The organism is Maribacter chungangensis, from assembly GCF_042676845.1.
Lineage (GTDB): Bacteria > Bacteroidota > Bacteroidia > Flavobacteriales > Flavobacteriaceae > Maribacter > Maribacter chungangensis.
Map to the genome: position 1 here is coordinate 680,710 of NZ_JBHTHY010000003.1, position 18,968 is coordinate 699,677.

Consider the following 18,968-nt stretch of genomic DNA (forward strand, 5'->3'; position numbering starts at 1 on the left):
AGAATGAAAAAGTACACATATCATTTATTTGCACTGCTAGGGTCGGCCTTGATGCTTACCGGTTGCGGTAACCAAAATGGAAAATCTTCCTCCAATGGAGCGCTGTCTTCCAGTGCCGCTGAGAAAGTTTACGTAGCGCCCGGTGAACAAGATGAGTATTATGCCTTTATGTCCGGTGGTTACAGCGGTAACCTTACCGTTTATGGCTTGCCTTCCGGGCGTATGTTCAAAGAGATTCCGGTGTTCTCTCAATTCCCTACCTCTGGTTACGGGTATTCCGAAGAGACCAAACCTATGTTGGAAACCTCTTTTGGTTTTGTTCCTTGGGACGATTCCCATCACCCGGATATATCCCAGACCAATGGAGAACTGGATGGTAGATGGATATTTCTTAACGGAAATAACACGCCCAGAATTGCCAGAATTAGTTTAACCACTTTCGAGACCGAGGAAATTATAGAAATACCCAATAGTGCGGGTAACCATAGTTCTTCGTTCATTACCGAAAATACGGAGTATGTAGTTGCCGGAACACGTTTTTCCGTTCCAGTTCCACAGCGCGATATGCCTATAGATGAATACAAGGGTAATTTTAAAGGTGCCCTTTCGTTCCTTAGCGTAGATCCCGAGCACGGCCACATGGATATCAAGTTCCAGTTAATGATGCCTGGTTTTAACTATGATCTTGCCCATCCTGGACGTAACCAATCACATGGCTGGTTCTTTTTTACTACCTATAATACAGAGGAGGCCAATTCCTTGTTGGAAGTTAATTCTTCTCAGAACGATAAGGATTTTATTGCCGCTATCAACTGGAAAAAAATCGAGGAATATGTAAATAACGGCGGTGGTACTAAAATGCCTGCCAATTATGCACATAACATTTACGATGAGGAAACCCATACAGCGACTACAACCATGAAAAAGGAAGTCCTAACGGTAGATCCATCGGACGTGCCAGGGGCTGTTTATTTCTTACCAACCCCAAAATCGCCCCATGGTGTGGACGTAGACCCTACAGGAGAGTATATTATAGGTAACGGGAAGTTGTCCGCAGATTTAAGTGTGCACTCCTTTAGTAAAATGATCGCTGCCATAGAAGCCGAAAAGTTCGATGGGGAGGCGTACGGAATTCCAATTTTAAAGTTCGAGGACGTCTTGGGCGGAACGGTTAAAAGTGGTGGTTTAGGCCCCTTACATACCGAGTTCGACAATAATGGAAATGCGTATACTACGTATTTTATTTCCTCTGAAGTGGTGAAATGGAAAGTGGGTACATGGGAGGTATTGGATAGAAAACCTACCTACTATTCTGTTGGTCACTTAATGATTCCTGGAGGGAACTCAAGAAAACCTTATGGCAAGTATGCCGTGGTCATGAACAAGATTACCAAGGATAGATATTTGCCAACGGGCCCCGAGTTGGAGCACTCGGCGCAGATATATGATATTTCAGGTGATAAAATGGAGCTGCTTTACGATTTTCCAACGCATGGAGAGCCTCATTATGCAGCAGGTATCCCTGCCGATATGTTAGCTTCAAACTCCAAAAAAATCTACCGTTTGGATGAAAACAAGCACCCGGACGCCGTAATTACACCAGATCAAGCAAGGGTAGAGCGTAAAGGTAACGAGGTGCACATTTATATGTCCATGATCCGCAGCCACTTTACCCCGGACAATATAGAGGGTGTAAAAGTGGGCGACAAGGTATACTTCCACATTACCAACCACGAGCAGGATTTTGATGTACCGCATGGTTTCGCCATGATGGGTCAGAATACCTCCGAATTGTTGATTATGCCGGGACAAACAAAGTCGTCTGTATGGGAACCTAAAAAGGTTGGCGTATGGCCATTCTACTGTACGGATTTCTGTTCTGCATTGCACCAAGAAATGCAAGGATATATTAGAGTATCCCCTGCAGATTCCAACATAGATCTTTCTTGGTCCTTAGGAGGGGACTAGTAACTTAGGTTTAGAATCATTTTTTCAAACGAAAAGCGGGTAGCGCGTTAAAACCTGCCCGCTTTTTTAGATTAGTACAAAAACGACCATCCAAAATGTAAATCGATTTGTACATAATTTAAAAAACTAAATAATGAAAAAAGCAAGTATAATAATGATGTTGGGTTCTTTGTTGTTGTTGGGGTTGTTCGTCTTCCCTTTGTGGAACATTGAATTGGGCGCCCCACAGTATCCGGAACCTTTGGGTTTGGATATTTATATAAACGGTATACAGGGGCAAAATGAGTTTGATATACAGAATATAGATGGCCTTAACCATTACATTGGGATGAAAACCCTGCCAAAACCGGAGGATATGTGGGAGTTTAGTGTTTTTCCTTTGGTCATTGGTGGTATGGTGGCCTTAGGCGTATTGTTTGGCATGCTGGGTTATTTGGATAAAGTATCTTATAAATGGTTCTTTGGATGGTTTGTTTTGATGTCCGTATTGGGTATTCTGGGTATGTACGATTTTAATGCTTGGATGATAGATTATGGAACCAACCTAGACCCTAAGGCTATTATGAAATTGGCCAACCCGGACGGTACACCCATGAGTTATAAGCCACCACTTCTAGGCCATCAGAAAATGTTGAATTTTGATGCATACTCTTATCCAAGATTGGGTGCCTATATGTTATTTCTGGGAATGATCTTAACTTTGGTTGCAGGTTATTTGGGTTTTAAAAAACCCGATGCCGCTTAAAGAAATCGTAAAGAATTGGAAATACGAACTTGCGGCAACACATTATCCGATGCGGATAAGTATTTTTTATAAAGACCTGATATGTAAGGTGGACAGGTGAACCCTCAAATTATAAATGGAATAGTCTCTGTAGTTGAAAAATGAATTGAACAATTATGAAAATGAAAAAATATAGTATAATGTTACTTTTATTGGTAGCACTTGTAATTTCATGTACCAACACGCCTAAACCCGTGGTGTATGGTTCGGACGGATGTCATTATTGTAGCATGACCATTGTGGGCAAGCAGCATGCAGCACAATTTATGACCAAAAAAGGTAAAACCTTTTCTTTTGATGCTACGGAATGTATGCTGAACCATTTGAAGGAAGTGGACATGGAAACGATTGAAGTATTCCTTGTAAACGATTACAATGCGCCTGGCGAGTTTGTAGATGCCACAAAAGCCACCTATTTGATCAGCAAAAATATTCCGAGTCCCATGGGTGAGTTTTTAACGGCATTTGCCACATTGGAGGAGGCTAAAACGGTACAAGCGGAACAGTTAGGCGATATGTTTACTTGGGAAAAACTTAAAAAAAGATTTAATCTCTAATTTTTGGTTTAAGTAGATTTAGCGGTAAACTCAATGAAGCCATTATCATGGAACTAATGGCCTTGTGGAGTATAATCTATAATCGGAATAACACTGTTCATACTGTTGGTTGGTGAGAATAGGCATGGTATGTCTAGTAATTGATTACCCCTTTCTTATCAATATAGTATCAAATAAAAACATATAAAGAATGTATCACGTAAAGAACACTATAAAGTCGCAGGGTTTCGATGCCCTTCAAATACAGAAACTGGTAAAAAACGATGCCCTTGAAATTCTAAGTATTAGTTTGGAAAAGGGAGCTATATTTCCCGAACATACCTCCCCTACCGATGCTAATCTTATTATGTTGGAAGGTGCTATTGTATTCCATATCAACGGGGAGGATTATTCCATGGAAGCAATGGAACATTTAAGTTTTGCAAAGGAAGAAAAGCACTGGGTAGAAGCCTTTAAGGATTCCAAGTTTTTGATTGTCCGTTAACATGTTCAGAACCCTATTTTTTATACCTATTTTAGTGGTAATCGCAGATTTTAGCTGAAGAAGTGCAGGATTTTATGAAAAAGAAACAACCTTTAGTAATGCTCATGGTTTATTTGTTCTTGGTTTGCCAAAGTCTACGGGCAAATACCATAACTATCTGCCAGGACTGTGAAGTTAAATCTATAAAAGAAGGTATTGCCCTGGCTGCCGATTTTGATACGCTTTGGATAAGAAAAGGGACGTATAAAGAGTTTAATATTCTGGTAAACAAGCCTTTGGTCATTATTGGGGAGGAGCATCCTCTAATCGATGGCGACAAACAAGGCGAAATTATTAGGGTAGCGTCGGATAACGTTACCTTGGACGGATTGCACCTTACCAATGTTGGTGTCAGCTATACAACGGATTACGCTGCTATACGAGTAGTGAAAAGCCAAAATTATTTAATTAGGAATATGGTGCTGGAAAAACTCTTTTTTGGCATCTATTTAGAAAAATCGGATAACGGAAGGGTATTTCATAACAAGATTGTAGGAGAGGCCAAGGATGAATATAACTCCGGTAACGGAATTCAATTGTGGTACTGTAACAATGTTCATGTGGAAGGCAATATTGTACAGGGTACGAGAGATGGTATATATCTTGAATTTTCGGACGATATTACCATCCATAATAACCTAAGTAGCAATAACCTTAGATACGGATTACATTTTATGTTCAGCAACAACGATGTATATTCCAATAACACCTTCGAGGACAATGGTGCGGGTGTAGCCGTTATGTTCTCCAAACATATACGAATGGAGAACAATTTGTTCAGGAAAAATTGGGGTGCTGCTGCGTATGGCATGTTACTTAAGGAAATTGGAGATGCAGAAATCGTTGGGAATACTTTTGAGGAAAATACGATAGGAATAAAAATCGAAGGCTCTAACCGCATTACGTACAGGCAAAACAACTTTGTTCATAACGGTTGGGCCATAAAAGTGTTGGGTGCCTGCTATACCAATGTTTTTGAAAATAATAATTTTATGTACAACAGTTTTGATGTGTCCTACAATAGTAATTTGAACGACAATAAAATAGCAAGCAACTATTGGAGTTCCTATACGGGTTATGATTTGGACAAGGACGGCGTGGGCGATGTGCCCTACAGGCCGGTAAAGCTCTTTTCCTACATTGTTAACCGTACACCGGAAACCATTGTCCTGTTGCGAAGCTTGTTCATGGATATTATAGATTTTTCCGAAAAAGTATCGCCCATTTTTACACCGGACAACCTATTGGACGAAAGTCCCTTGATGAAAAAAGTGGATACGGGAAATGCTGTGGTCGGAACCGACCTGTAGGAAAATTTGTAGAACGGAAATTATACGGTTACAAATGATAATTAAAACTTGTAAGTTGAGAATAGTATATAATCGGATCGGGTATAATACTATTGGATTTCAGCAAACCAATACTAAAAATGAGGAAGGTGGTTTTGATTCTTACGGATTTAGATATAAGTAAAAAAAATGATTTCCCCAGCGGAGGTGCGCATGGTGTGAGGGAAAGGGCAAGAATTGACAGGAAGACAAGAACATGATACAGATAGAAAACCTACATAAAAAATTTGGAAAGAACCAAGTACTCTCTGGTCTTGATCTCACCATTGAGAAAGGGGGCATTTTTGCCGTGCTGGGACCTAATGGCTCAGGCAAAACAACACTCATCAAAAGTATTTTGGGAATGGTAGTGCCCAACAAAGGCAGTATTTCCATAAACGGAGAATCCATAAAAAATAAATGGAAGTACCGTCATGAAATAGAATACCTGCCACAAATAGCCAATTTTCCCGGTAATTTAAGGGTGAAGGAGTTGATACGTATGATCAAAGACCTACGGCAAAGGCCCAGTGAAGAGGATGATTTAATTGCACTTTTTAAACTGGAACCTTTTCTAGATAAGAAATTGGCCACCCTCTCCGGTGGCACCAAACAAAAAGTGAACATTGTGCTGGCCTTTATGTTCGACAGTCCTTTACTTATCTTGGATGAGCCTACCACAGGATTGGACCCCGCGTCCCTGATCAACCTTAAAAACCTTATAGAAAAGGAAAAAGCGAAGGGAAAGACTGTTTTAATTACCTCCCACATTATGCAGTTCGTGGCCGAGGTGGCAGATAGTATCATATATCTGCTCGAAGGAAAAATCTACTTTAAGGGAAGTATAGACGAACTGCAAAAAAAGACCCAACAGACAAATTTAGAACATGCCATAGCGGCCATTGCAACAACCCCAGCCGATGCTTAAGATACTTAAATACAGTTTTTACGACCTTGTCCGTAGCCGATGGAGCTATGTATATTTTCTGTTCTATCTCTTATTGGGCTTTGTACTGCTCTTTTTGAACAACGACGTTTCCAAGGCAATTATAACCCTCATGAACATCATTATTGTGCTGGTACCTTTGATCGGTACCATATTTGGCATTATGTACTTTTACAATTCCAAGGAGTTTACGGAGCTGCTTTTGGCACAGCCTATAAAAAGGAGTTCCATTTTCTTGGGGCAATACCTAGGGGTGGCCGGTTCCCTTGCACTTAGTTTGGTGCTTGGCCTTGGTATTCCATTCTTGCTTTACGGACTGTTGCGAAGCGATGCCATATTCGATTTTTCATTGCTCTTGGTCGTAGGAGCCTTTCTTACCCTCATCTTTACCGCGTTATCCTTTAATTTGGCGTTGTCCAATGAAAATAAAATCAAGGGATTTGGCTATGCTGTGCTATTGTGGCTGTTTTTGGCTGTAATTTACGACGGTCTTTTTTTAATGTCCCTCATGTATTTTGAAGACTATCCGCTGGATAACTTTTCGCTTTTGGCAACCATTTTTAACCCTATTGACCTTTCCAGGACCTTAATTCTATTAAAGCTAGATATTTCTGCGCTCTTGGGGTATACGGGCGCTGTATTCAAACAATTCTTTGGTACCGATCAAGGCCTAATTATTTCCATGCTAATGCTTGTACTTTGGACCGTATTGCCAATATGGCGACTTCTGGCAAAAAGCAAGAAGAAGGATTTTTAGCATATTGAAAAAACCATAATAGGTGCTGATTTAGAAGTCCATAACAAAGTTCGGTTGTTTAAACTCAAATTATGTATCGGAACTTCGTTATGAAGCTTGGAAATGCAATGAATATTCGGGTAGCATCGATTTTAGCATTGCACCGCTATGGTTACATCGTAAAAAAGTAACGCAGCGGTAGTATTCGTAGTAGCTCGGAACTGTAATAGTTTTTCTAATACATATTTTGGGTTAAAAGCGGGCCGTTCTTTCAATAGCCTTTTAATTAAGGTGCTAAGGTTGGTTTCAAAACGGATTAGGATACAAAACAAAAATAGTACGGCCAAGAACATCCATTTAAAAAGGAACGTTCTCGGCCGTATTACTACGTTAAATCCGCAGTATTATTGAGTGGTATTCTAAGGTTGAATCTTCACATCAAACTCGATAAAATCGTTGTTGTTGAACCCTTCTTCGATATCGGTTATCAGTATCAGGCCTTTTTTGCCATAGTTGTCTACGAACTCTATTACATCGCCAACGGCAAGATTATTTATTTTTTGGGAATCACTTGCTTGTATATTGGCCAAATCGCCGGCTAAAGTCACCCCTTCAAAAGCAGCTTCGTCTAGTTCGGAAGCCATAAAAAAGCCTTCGTTCAAGGTTTCATTTTCAGCATCAGGTTCTTCTGAAGTTGGTTCCAAGCCCGCTACGGGGAATCCGAACGAATCGTTAAATTGGGCCGTTGAAGCAAAAGAGGCCTCCTCGCCTGCCGAGACGCCCGAAGCACCAAAATAATAGCCAAAATCCCAAAAAGCCCTGAATTCCGGACCCTCGTTAATACGGTAAACGGTCTCGTCCAAAAGTGAAAAGAAACTACGTGTTGTGCCATCGGCGGCAGGTGCAAAAAGTTGAATACCTTCAAAAGAACGTACCTGGGCAGCCGGATTAGTTCCATTGCCTACAGTTACTGTTATGGTGCCCACCCCAAGAAGTTGTCTCTTTTCCGGATCTCTAAAATCACCCTTGCCACTTGTGGTCCAAAAGCTGTAGACAATCTCACCATTGTCCAAAGCGGGTACGGGCAGTTCAAAAGTAAAATCCACTGCATTTCTTGTGGCTCCGTCCAGATCAACGGACCCATCTGCCTTTAATGCCTTGCGCAGGTCCGCACTTTCCAAGTCAAAATCATTGAACGGCATATCTCCCGCACCACCAACATTCTGTGTAATATATAAACGACGTTGTTTCGTTTCTGCACTAGTAAATACTACGCGTCCGGGTATGGTTGCCCCAACTTCTCCCGATGCTTCGGCGCTAGGTTCATTTAGGTTCGGGTCTTCTGCATTAAAAATTATGGTGGCCACTTCCGGGCCGGGATCTGGTTCCCCGGGATTTTCACTATCGGGTATAGGGGTTTCAAAAATGGAGCCTTCATCGTTACTGCATGCGCTTAGAAATAAGCAGACCACGGCACTTGCCATAACTGATTTTAACATGTTCTTTTTTTGCATTTTAATGGTATTTAGTGTTTATGATAGATGTTGCGAATGCTTAATCACATTCTGTTAAAAGCGAAATTAAAAAAATAAGGTGATTTTTGCTATGTACCTCTGCTATACGGTTTATTGCCGCCAATGGGCATTATTTTATGAAATTTCATATTCTTCATAGTTCTAAAACAGAGCAAAGCTCAACTCAAAATTTTTATACGATTGGGTTGTACTACCATTTCCCAATTGAAAATAATACCAATTTAAGTTTTGAATGTCGTATTGAAAATTTGAATTATTTTTTTCTCAGTTTAGGAATGAAATCTAAGCATAGCATTAGCTATGGTTCTATTTTATGACGACAAATGAGTAAAAAAGAAACTGATTTTATGCGACATCTAGAAGTTAAATTGGTATAAGCCGATAAATCGTGTCTTTTTACGTCCTGCTTCAAAATAAAAATAAGCTGTAGCTAGGCTATGCCCGATTTTTCTTTTTCGCAGGCCAAAAAAACAATTCAATTTCTTTGGCTGAATTTTAAACACGAACTGGTATAATGTCGCCTGAAAAGGGTATCATGGGAAATGGGAGAATTAAAATGCAGGAGCCCAAAGAAGTGTTGATTTTGTGCGATTATCCTTTTAAATTGTAATAACCCTGGCTAGCGTGCCTAAATTCATAAAAAAAGTCAAACCCCTTTAAAAGGGGCTTGACCATCATGTAAATTTTTACCTATAAAAATATTTTAAAGGTTAAATTACCCCTATAAGGGACAATAAAGTTCCAACTGCAACGACAGCCAAAAAGGCATGCATTGCAACTACAAGTACAGATAGATAAGAATCTACCCCAGTCTTAAATGATAAATGGTTCATAACATTACCTACTTTAAAGTTATATGAGTCCAATTTATCCAATCTATTCGCTAATTCATTATTTATGTTGTAAAGTCCTACATGACCGATGCTAAAACTTCATATTTTGTGGTTTGATTTTTTAAAAAAGTGTATTTCGTCGCTTAAATACTACTTTACATCGGGTTTTTTACAACTTTGCTCATAGATTTGAAGTGGAGAGCAAGATGAAACGTACTAAGGTTGTTTTATTACGTTCCTACTAAGGCTAAAATCCTTATGATTTGGTTATTTTTCTAGTACGGGATAGGTGCTAATGGATATTTGCGTTTGTGTATCGGTGGTACATAACGCATGCGCACGCTAAGTTAGTCGTAAATATAGTTTTGATAATAATGAGCGGATTTAGATGATTCCCATCCAATCCAATATGAACGCTAGGGGTATCGCTATCAATATAACGACTAGGCCAGCAACCATAATTTTCAAAAAACCATTTAATATTTTTGTCCCTAATGTAATTTCATGTTCCATATCCATATAGTATTGTGGTTGTCAATGTATATAATATTGTATAAAGCAGCGTTAAAAGGATTTATAAATCGATAAAAAGTCGAAAACCACCTCCTAATGAAACTTTTTCTTCACTTTGTCGATAGACTCCATAGACCAACGGTTTGGTTTTAAGGTAGTAAATTAGGCGATGTTTTTCAAGTATTTCATCAAAAAAATAGGGATACCCCACCTGTCCTAAATAATTTGGATTGTTTGAAGGTTAAGGGTTTACGGACGGATGTTATGTGATGTATACTACAAGGTAAAATACGCAGCGGGATAAATGAATGCAAAGTAATTGGGAAATTAAATATATGGTACCTTAAAAGCAATGGAGATAGATACGGGATACATAAAAACTAACCTTCAAGGATTTAGAAGATTTGTGATGTCCTCCATGATCCTAATGCTCGCCCCTTTGTTTTTAGAAATATAGTCCGAGTTTGTTTTGCCTGATACCGTTCTACTATTCTTGTCCGACCGAAGTTCGTTTATCGTTTGGTTGAGCGCTGTTTGGGAGTTGACCGAAAGAATGCCCCCCAAGGCTATTAGGTCTTCCGCCTCTTTAAATCCTTTGTATTTAGGGCCTGTAATTACAGGTATGCCAAAAACTGCCGGTTCTAGGGTATTGTGCAAGCCGGTAGCAAAACCACCACCTACATAGGCGATGCTTGCGTAGCTATAAATTTTGGTCAATAGGCCAATGGTGTCTACAATAAGTACCTGACTATCCTGTAGGTTTTTACCTTTTTTTTCCGAATATAAAAGTGTAGGCTTGGTAATGGAATCCTTTAAACGCCTGCTATGTTCATGTTTAATATTGTGCGGGGCTATAACAAATTTCATGTCACTAGTGCTTAAATTTATGTAAGCCACAAGGAGCTTTTCATCTTCGGGCCAAGTGCTTCCGGCAACCAAACAATGGGATTCCGTGATAAATTCATCCATAAATTCCAAGGTATTATCCGCATCCAAAATTTTCGAAACCCTGTCCAATCTGGTATCACCGGTTACGGTGCAATTGTTAAATCCGATGGTTTTTAAAAGCGATTTGGAATTCTTGTCCTGCACGTAGAATGTGTTAAATGTGTTTAGGGCATTTCGCATAAAACGGCCATACCATTTAAAATAAATCTGTTCTTTTTTGAACAGGGCGGAAACCAAAAGTGTGGGGACATTTCTTTCTTTAAGTGCGGACAAATAGTTGGGCCAAATTTCGTATTTGATGAACAACACCAATTTTGGGTCTACAAGATCCAGGAACTCCCGTACGTGTTTTTTTGTGTCCATGGGCAGATACGTTACCACGTCCGCGGCAGGGGTGTTTTTTTTTACCTCATATCCAGAAGGGGAGAAGAAGGTTAAGAGTAGCTTGTGTTCGGGATACCGAAGTTTTAGCAGTTCTAAAAGGGGCAGACCCTGTTCATACTCTCCCAAGGAAGCAGCGTGTACCCAAATAACAGGGTCGCTCTTGGAAATGTTTTTTCTTATAATTCCTAAAGTGTGTTCCCTGCCCTTTACAAACAGTGAAAGCTTCGTGTTTACCTTAGCGAGTAACCGTAAGACTAACCAAGAAGTGGAAACAATAAGGTTATATATAGCGTACAAAAGAATCTATTTGTGGCTAAATTACATTTCTTTGGATAAATTTAGTGTCGGGTGTTTCGTATTTTTGTGCGAAAGGAGCTAATATCAAAGAATGAAAAAAATACAAATGGTAGACCTTGGTGGTCAATACCAAGAAATTAAGGAGCAAGTTAATACCTCTATTGCGCAAATTTTGGAAACTTCGGCCTATATAAACGGCCCCGAGGTTCATGCGTTTCAAAAAGAGTTGGAGGCGTATTTAAATGTAAAACATGTGATTCCGTGCGCCAATGGTACCGATGCTTTACAGATTGCGATGATGGGACTAGGTCTAAAGCCCGGAGATGAGGTCATAACCGCAGACTTTACATTCGCTGCTACTGTTGAGGTAATCGCATTGCTACAATTAACTCCGGTATTGGTAGATGTTGATATAGAAACCTTTAATATAGATATAGCTGCTATAGAACGGGCCATTACACCAAGAACCAAAGCTATTGTACCAGTTCATTTGTTTGGTCAGTGCGCGGATATGGATGCTATTTTGGCACTTGCGGAAAAACATAATCTGTATGTAATAGAGGACAATGCCCAGGCCATTGGAGCTAAGCATTTATCCAGATCCGGGGAAAAACGAATGGCCGGCACCATGGGCCACGTGGGGGCTACTTCTTTTTTTCCGTCTAAGAATTTGGGCTGTTATGGAGATGGCGGTGCCATTTTTACGAATGATGATGCCTTGGCGAATACCCTTAGGGGTATCGTAAACCATGGGATGTACGAGCGGTACCATCATGACGTAGTAGGGGTCAATTCTAGATTGGATTCTATGCAAGCAGCGGTCTTGCGCGCCAAGTTGCCAAAATTGGATAGTTATTGCGATGCAAGGAGAACGGCAGCAAGAAAATATTCGGCTGCGTTCGGTAACAATCCCAACATTCTAATACCAAAAACGGTAAATGGCTGCGAAGGTATCTGTGATACCTGCGATTGTCATGTCTTTCATCAGTACACCTTGAGGATAACGAACGGAAAAAGGGATGCCTTGGTAAAATATCTGAACGAACATGACATACCGTGCGGAGTGTACTATCCTATTCCGCTGCATAGGCAGAAAGCATATTTGGACGATCGCTACAAGGAAGTTGATTTTCCGGTAACGAATCGGTTGGTTGCCGAAGTTATCTCACTACCTATGCATACGGAGTTGGATGATGAACAGATCAACCATATTACGGCTATGGTCATCGGGTTTATGAAAGGATAGCCTATAGATTTTAGTAGCTTTAAAAAATATCAACCCAAACAAACATACATGAAAAAAATTCTCGTTACCGGAGGTATTGGCTTTATTGGTTCGCATACCGTGGTAGAATTACAGGAGAAGGGTTTTGAGGTCGTTATCATTGATGACTGCTCAAATTCAGATGAAAAGGTACTCGATGGCATCGAGGCGATAACCGGTAAGCGGCCAGCTTTTGAAAAACTGGATTTAAAGGAACGGGATAAAGTCGAGGATTTTTTTAATAGAAATACGGATGTAGAAGGAGTCATACATTTCGCCGCCTCCAAAGCAGTTGGTGAAAGTGTAGAGAAGCCGTTGTTGTATTATGAAAACAACATTGGAACCTTGGTCTACATATTAAAAGAGTTATGTAAAAAGAACAAAGCGAGTTTTATATTCAGTTCGTCTTGTACCGTTTACGGTCAGGCCGATAAAATGCCGATTACCGAAGATGCTCCTGTGAAAGTTGCGGAATCTCCTTATGGTAACACCAAGCAAATGGGAGAGGAAATCATTGCGGATACCTGCAAAGTAACGCCTTCGTTGAATGCTATCGCTTTGCGGTATTTTAACCCCATGGGCGCACATCCAAGTGCAGAGATCGGAGAGCTTCCTGTTGGCGTACCCCAAAATTTAATTCCGTTTATTACACAGACCGGTATAGGTCTTCGGGATCAGCTATCCGTTTTTGGGGATGATTATCCAACTTCGGACGGTACGTGTATACGCGATTATATTTATGTTGTAGACTTGGCAAAAGCACATGTAGTGGCATTGGAAAGATTACTTGCCGGTAAGAATACGGAGAATTATGAAGTGTTTAATGTAGGTACCGGAACCGGAAGCACTGTTTTGGAAGCGATACAGAGTTTTGAAAGAGTATCTGGAAAGAAACTGAACTATAAAATAGTAGGGAGGCGTGCAGGCGATATTACCACTGCTTATGCAGATACGACCAAGGCCAATAAAGTGCTTGGATGGAAATCTGAATACAGCTTGGATCAGGCCATGAAGTCGGCCTGGGTCTGGGAGCAGAAAATTAGAGGTTGAAACAAGGTATAGTTTAATTGAGAAAGAGGAAGAAATAGCGTATATTTCTTCCTCTTTTTATTTGTATTAATAAAAACATGTTCAAAAACTTCTGATGTAAACGAAAATCAAATTTTGTATTTGGGATCGAACTTCACATTAGAAGAGGTAGGATAGCTAAAAAGACCAAACCATTTTCAATAAAAACTAAACAAACTAAGATGAAAAACAGGATTACATTTTTGATGCTTGTACTAGGTACGATACAAATCTTTGCTCAAGACACCTATTTGCAATGTGGCGAGCTGTTCGATTCCGAAAACGGAAAATTTTTAAGTGAACGTACCATTGTGGTATCGGGAAATAAAATAAAAAGTATCGAGAAAGGTTTTTTGTCGGGTACGGATGCCGATACCGTGGTAGACCTACGCTCAAAAACGGTGCTTCCCGGTTTTATAGATATGCATGTGCATATAGAAAGTGAATCCAGTCCTACGAGATACTTGGAGCGCTTTACCAACAACGATGTAGACGTAGCCTTCCAGTCTACCGTGTATGCGAAACGTACACTTATGGCCGGCTTTACCGCCGTTAGGGATCTAGGTGGTTCGGGTGTGAATATTGCGTTGGGAAAAGCAATAAATAAAGGAGTTGTTATGGGGCCAAGGATTTTTACCGCAGGAAAGGCCATTGGCACTACAGGAGGCCATGCAGACCCTACCAATGGGGTTAGAAAAGAATTAATGCATGATCCAGGACCAAAAGAAGGTGTGGTCAATTCTCCCGAAGATGCCAGAAAAGCAGTTCGCCAACGGTATAAAAATGGAGCGGATGTTATAAAAATAACCGCCACCGGTGGGGTAATGAGCGTTGCCAAAAACGGTCAAAATCCACAATTTACTGCAGAAGAATTAAAGGCGATCGTAGAAACCGCCAATGATTATGGAATGCTTACCGCTGCCCATGCACACGGGGACGAGGGTATGCGAAGAGCTATCATTGCAGGGATCAAGACTATTGAGCATGGCACCTTAATGGAAGAGCCTACCATGGAGTTGATGATAAAGTATAATACCTATCTGGTGCCTACTATATCTGCAGGTAAGGCCGCCGCCGCTATGGCAGAAATCCCAAATTTTCTCCCGGCTGTTGTGGCTAAAAAAGCGAAAGAAATAGGGCCTATAAGTGAAAAGAATTTTAAGAGGGCCTATGAGAAAGGTGTTCCTATTGCATTTGGTACCGATGCGGGAGTTTCCGCTCATGGGGATAATGGTAAAGAGTTTACCTTTATGCACGAAGCGGGTATGCCTGTTGTCGCAGCACTGTTATCCGCAACGACTACGCCTGCAAAACTATTGGGTATGGACAAGGAGCTGGGAATATTAAAAGTGGGCTATTTGGCAGACATTGTTGCGGTAGACCAAAATCCGGTAAAAAATGTAAGAACATTGGAATCTGTAAGCTTTGTGATGAAAGACGGTAAGGTTTATAAGCAGTAGAAGCGAAAACACAAACGGTGTACTATGAACGGCTTGGTTTTTTCGGACAGTAAAAGTGTAATGGAGTATGCTGCTGCCCAAGGACTATATGAAGCTTTGGTCGTGCAGGTTAAAAGGGATTTTACGCGGGCTAATCTTACTGTTGCCTTTGATGATAATCCACGGCCAAAACAGCTAGAAACCTACATTCGTGAGAAAATTTACCTATTGCTTATGGAGCGTTTCCCAGAATATCTGAACCTCATGTATGCGGTAGACATACCGGAACGGGCATTCAAATTCCTATCAATAACGAATACGGTAGCCGTTGCGGAACAGGTAACGTTTTTAATCTTAAAACGGGAACTGCAAAAAGTAGTTACAAAGGAAAAGTATAGGTCCGGCAACTAAAAAAAGAATCGGACGAAGGGCATCAGGGCATCGGCGTAAATGCTATCGCTTTCATCAAAAAGTACATTGTATCGTAGGCCTACGGTGACATTTCTGGTAGTGAATCCCAGTCCCATGAACAATGCAGGAGACCAGTAGTTATCCTCCAAGCGATTAATGCCCGATCCAAAAGTCCTGTTTACCCTCAATTGTTCCAGCTCTGCCGATACTTGTAGTTGAGGTATAGGATTGTAAAGCGATACTAAACTCCCGCCATAAGCCAAGAACTTGGAATCGTTAAATTTGGCATAATTCAGATTTAAGCTTACGCCGGCCGCAAAATCATCACTTACCGGGTAAATGGCACTAGGGGCAATGGAGGCGTTGAGGTTGCCATTGAAGAAACCAATACCAATGCCACCGCCATAACGCACTTGGCTCCAAAAATCGCCTTGGCCAGTTGCGTACTGTGCTTGTGAAAAATGGAATAAAAATAGGCTTAAGGCGATAAAAAATATGTTTTTAAGTCGATTGCGATTGTTTTTCAGAGAAACCTTCATTTTTATTAATATTAGATAAGTTCTTTCATTTAAATATTGTAAATGTTGTATTTTTGATGAAATTTATTCTAAAGATACAGAAAGTAATTCATGGATAAATATTCCTTTTTAAATGCAGCGCATACCTCTTTTTTTTCAGAGCTATATGAGAAGTATTTAGTCAGTCCCGATAGTGTTGAGCCAAGTTGGAGAGCCTTTTTTCAAGGCTTTGATTTTGGTATGGAAAGCGCCGGCGATGGTCTAGATATAAGTGATGAGCTTGTAACCTCTATGGTAAACGGGAATCAGGTAGAAATGCCGGAGTCTCTCCAGAAAGAATTTCAGGTCATACGCTTAATAGATGGTTACCGGAGTAGGGGCCATTTGTTTACCAAAACCAACCCTGTTAGGGAGAGAAGACAATATATACCTAGCCTTGAGATAGAGAATTTTGGCCTTTCGCAGTCAGATTTGGAAACTGTTTTCAATGCAGGTGATATTATCGGGATAGGTCAAAGTACGCTACAGCAAATCATTAACCATCTTACCAGTATCTATTGTGATGCCATTGGGGTGGAGTATATGTATATAAGAAAGCCCGAACGTGTAAAATGGATTCAGGATTGGATCAATGTTAATGACAACCATCCTAATTTTAGTCCCGATAGAAAAAAACATATTCTTAAAAAACTAAACCAGGCCGTATCGTTTGAAGGATTTTTACATACCAAGTATGTAGGACAAAAGCGATTTTCTTTAGAAGGGAACGAATCGTTAATTCCTGGATTGGATGCCATAGTAGAGCGCGCTGCCGAAATGGGGGTAGAGCAATTTGTCATGGGTATGGCCCACAGAGGTAGGTTAAACGTACTGACCAATATTTTCGGTAAATCCGCCAAAGATATTTTCAGCGAGTTCGATGGTAAGGATTATGAGCAGGAGATTTTTGACGGTGATGTAAAATATCACCTAGGCTGGACATCGGACCGTATGTCCGACAATGGCAATAAAATAAAAATGAACATAGCCCCAAACCCGTCCCACTTAGAAACAGTGGGTGCCGTTGTTGAGGGTATTGCAAGGGCAAAGCAAGATGCGCACTACCAAGAGGATTTTTCGAAGGTGCTTCCTATCGTACTCCACGGAGATGCGGCTATCGCTGGCCAAGGCTTGGTCTATGAAGTGATACAAATGGCCACGTTGGATGGGTACAAGACCGGAGGTACTATCCATATTGTAGTGAACAATCAAATAGGGTTTACGACAAATTATTTGGATGCTAGGTCCTCTACCTACTGTACAGATGTTGCAAAGGTAACCTTGAGTCCGGTATTACACGTTAATTCGGATGATGCAGAGGCAGTAGTGCACGCTTCACTATTCGCGTTGGAATATCGTATGCGTTTTGAGCGCGACGTCTTCATTGATTTGTTGGGTTATAGAAAGTATGGGCATAATGAAGGTGACGAACCAAGATTTACCCAGCCAAAACTATATAAAGCGATAGCCAAGCATAAGAATCCGAGGGATATTTATGCAGAACGATTGATTGCAGAAGGCATTATCGACGATAGTTATGTTGCGGAATTGGAAAGTCAATACAAGGAAGCTTTAGAAGAAAAGTTGGATGCCTCCCGTAAAGAGGACAAAACGGAGATTACGCCATTTATGGCAGATGAGTGGAAAGGATTTGCCAACGTTCGTGAGTGGGAAATGATGGAGAAGGTTGATACCACGTTCGACAAAGACAAACTTACATCCGTTGCCAACGTAATTACCAAGCTGCCAGAGGGGAAAAAATTCCTTCGTAAAGTAGAGAAGTTGGTCAACGATAGGAGAAAAATGTTCTTTGAGACCGATACCTTGGACTGGGCCATGGGAGAACTTTTGGCATACGGTTCTTTGTTGCAAGAAGGGTATGGTGTTCGCATGTCCGGACAAGATGTGGAAAGAGGTACGTTTTCCCATCGCCATGCTGTGATGAAGGTAGAGGAAAGTGAGGAAGAGGTGTTATTGCTGAACCATGTTTCCGAAAACCAAGGAAAATTTCAGATTTATAATTCCCTTTTATCGGAATACGCGGTAGTAGGTTTTGATTATGGCTATGCCATGGCAAGTCCTAATACCTTAACGATATGGGAAGCACAATTTGGGGATTTTAGTAATGGTGCCCAGATTATGATAGACCAGTATATTTCCTCTGCGGAGGATAAATGGAAATTACAGAACGGTTTAGTAATGTTACTGCCGCATGGTTACGAAGGCCAAGGTGCGGAACATTCCTCTGCCAGAATGGAGCGTTACCTACAACTTTGTGCTAGGGACAACATGTATATTGCCGATGTTACTACGCCTGCCCAGATGTTCCATATTCTGAGAAGGCAGATGAAGGTCAACTTTAGAAAACCACTGATCATCTTTACACCAAAGAGTTTGTTAAGACATCCTAAGGCAGTTTCAAAGGTGGCCGATTTAACCAAGGGTAGTTTCCAGGAAGTCTTGGACGATACCGAAGCGGATGTAAAGAAAGTGAAAACAGTAGTGCTCTGTACGGGTAAATTCTATTACGATTTACTTGCGGAGCGTGAAAATCTGGAACGGGATGATGTTGCACTAGTGCGTGTAGAACAGTTGTTCCCCTTGCCGGAGAATCAAATGATCGCTGCAATGAAGCGCTATAAACATGCCGATGATTTTGTTTGGGCCCAAGAAGAACCACGTAATATGGGGCCTTGGAGCCACATGTTGATGCATTTTAGCGATGCCCAGAAATTGAGGGTAGCATCAAGAAGGTTTTATGCGGCCCCAGCTGCTGGTAGTGCAGTTCGGTCTAAGGCACGGCACCAACAGGTAATAGATTTTGTCTTTGATAAATCAAAGGACAATATGACCAGAAAACAAACGAAGAAGTAAAAT

At 40.8% G+C, this 18,968-nt stretch carries 15 protein-coding genes; 12 read left to right on the forward strand and 3 right to left on the reverse strand.

What is annotated here, in order from left to right; all coding sequences use genetic code 11:
• Positions 1–3 precede the first annotated feature (3 nt).
• The 7 genes from nosZ to ACFQZJ_RS02940 all read left to right on the forward strand — a co-directional run bounded on the left by nosZ (position 4) and on the right by ACFQZJ_RS02940 (position 6,863).
• A complete protein-coding gene (nosZ, locus tag ACFQZJ_RS02910; protein ID WP_379932166.1) occupies positions 4–1,968 on the forward strand; it encodes a Sec-dependent nitrous-oxide reductase in 1,965 nt (654 codons plus the stop codon).
• Positions 1,969–2,101: 133 nt separating this feature from the next.
• Positions 2,102–2,713, forward strand: a complete 612-nt coding sequence (locus ACFQZJ_RS02915; protein WP_379932168.1) for a hypothetical protein — start codon at positions 2,102–2,104, stop codon at positions 2,711–2,713.
• 161 nt (positions 2,714–2,874) lie between these two features.
• Entirely contained in the window at positions 2,875–3,309 is a 435-nt protein-coding gene (locus ACFQZJ_RS02920) for a nitrous oxide reductase accessory protein NosL (protein WP_379932169.1), read from the forward strand.
• A gap of 190 nt (positions 3,310–3,499) precedes the next feature.
• Positions 3,500–3,793, forward strand: a complete 294-nt coding sequence (locus tag ACFQZJ_RS02925; protein ID WP_379932170.1) for a hypothetical protein — start codon at positions 3,500–3,502, stop codon at positions 3,791–3,793.
• A gap of 98 nt (positions 3,794–3,891) precedes the next feature.
• Positions 3,892–5,142 (forward strand): nitrous oxide reductase family maturation protein NosD, encoded by a 1,251-nt coding sequence (locus ACFQZJ_RS02930; protein ID WP_379933115.1) that lies wholly within the window; start codon positions 3,892–3,894, stop codon positions 5,140–5,142.
• Between the two features lie 235 nt (positions 5,143–5,377).
• Positions 5,378–6,088, forward strand: coding sequence for an ABC transporter ATP-binding protein (locus ACFQZJ_RS02935; RefSeq protein WP_379932171.1), 711 nt, complete (start codon positions 5,378–5,380; stop codon positions 6,086–6,088).
• A complete protein-coding gene (locus tag ACFQZJ_RS02940) occupies positions 6,081–6,863 on the forward strand; it encodes an ABC transporter permease (RefSeq protein WP_379932173.1) in 783 nt (260 codons plus the stop codon). The genes ACFQZJ_RS02935 and ACFQZJ_RS02940 overlap by 8 nt, the downstream gene beginning before the upstream one ends.
• A gap of 398 nt (positions 6,864–7,261) precedes the next feature.
• Here the strand turns inward: ACFQZJ_RS02940 and ACFQZJ_RS02945 are convergent, their stop codons facing one another.
• Both ACFQZJ_RS02945 and ACFQZJ_RS02950 read right to left on the reverse strand, forming a co-directional pair.
• Positions 7,262–8,356: a hypothetical protein gene (locus ACFQZJ_RS02945; RefSeq protein WP_379932174.1), complete on the reverse strand. Its 1,095-nt coding sequence runs from the start codon at positions 8,354–8,356 to the stop codon at positions 7,262–7,264.
• A 1,754-nt stretch (positions 8,357–10,110) separates the two neighbouring features.
• Positions 10,111–11,352, reverse strand: coding sequence for a 3-deoxy-D-manno-octulosonic acid transferase (locus tag ACFQZJ_RS02950; protein WP_379932176.1), 1,242 nt, complete (start codon positions 11,350–11,352; stop codon positions 10,111–10,113).
• Positions 11,353–11,443: 91 nt separating this feature from the next.
• Here ACFQZJ_RS02950 and ACFQZJ_RS02955 point away from each other — a divergent pair, with 91 nt between their 5' ends.
• The 4 genes from ACFQZJ_RS02955 (at position 11,444) to ACFQZJ_RS02970 (ending at position 15,534) form a co-directional block, all read left to right on the forward strand.
• A complete protein-coding gene (locus ACFQZJ_RS02955; RefSeq protein ID WP_379932177.1) occupies positions 11,444–12,598 on the forward strand; it encodes a DegT/DnrJ/EryC1/StrS family aminotransferase in 1,155 nt (384 codons plus the stop codon).
• Positions 12,599–12,646: 48 nt separating this feature from the next.
• Positions 12,647–13,666 (forward strand): UDP-glucose 4-epimerase GalE, encoded by a 1,020-nt coding sequence (galE, locus tag ACFQZJ_RS02960; protein ID WP_379932179.1) that lies wholly within the window; start codon positions 12,647–12,649, stop codon positions 13,664–13,666.
• Between the two features lie 200 nt (positions 13,667–13,866).
• Complete coding sequence (locus tag ACFQZJ_RS02965; protein ID WP_379932180.1) at positions 13,867–15,144, forward strand: metal-dependent hydrolase family protein; 1,278 nt, start codon at positions 13,867–13,869, stop codon at positions 15,142–15,144.
• A gap of 24 nt (positions 15,145–15,168) precedes the next feature.
• Complete coding sequence (locus ACFQZJ_RS02970) at positions 15,169–15,534, forward strand: hypothetical protein (protein ID WP_379932181.1); 366 nt, start codon at positions 15,169–15,171, stop codon at positions 15,532–15,534.
• Here ACFQZJ_RS02970 and ACFQZJ_RS02975 read toward each other — a convergent pair.
• On the reverse strand, positions 15,531–16,073 hold the full coding sequence (locus ACFQZJ_RS02975; protein ID WP_379932182.1) for an alpha-ketoglutarate decarboxylase: 543 nt from the start codon (positions 16,071–16,073) through the stop codon (positions 15,531–15,533). The genes ACFQZJ_RS02970 and ACFQZJ_RS02975 overlap by 4 nt on opposite strands.
• A 90-nt stretch (positions 16,074–16,163) precedes the next feature.
• Here ACFQZJ_RS02975 and ACFQZJ_RS02980 point away from each other — a divergent pair, with 90 nt between their 5' ends.
• On the forward strand, positions 16,164–18,965 hold the full coding sequence (locus ACFQZJ_RS02980; RefSeq protein ID WP_379932184.1) for a 2-oxoglutarate dehydrogenase E1 component: 2,802 nt from the start codon (positions 16,164–16,166) through the stop codon (positions 18,963–18,965).
• Positions 18,966–18,968: the final 3 nt, after the last annotated feature.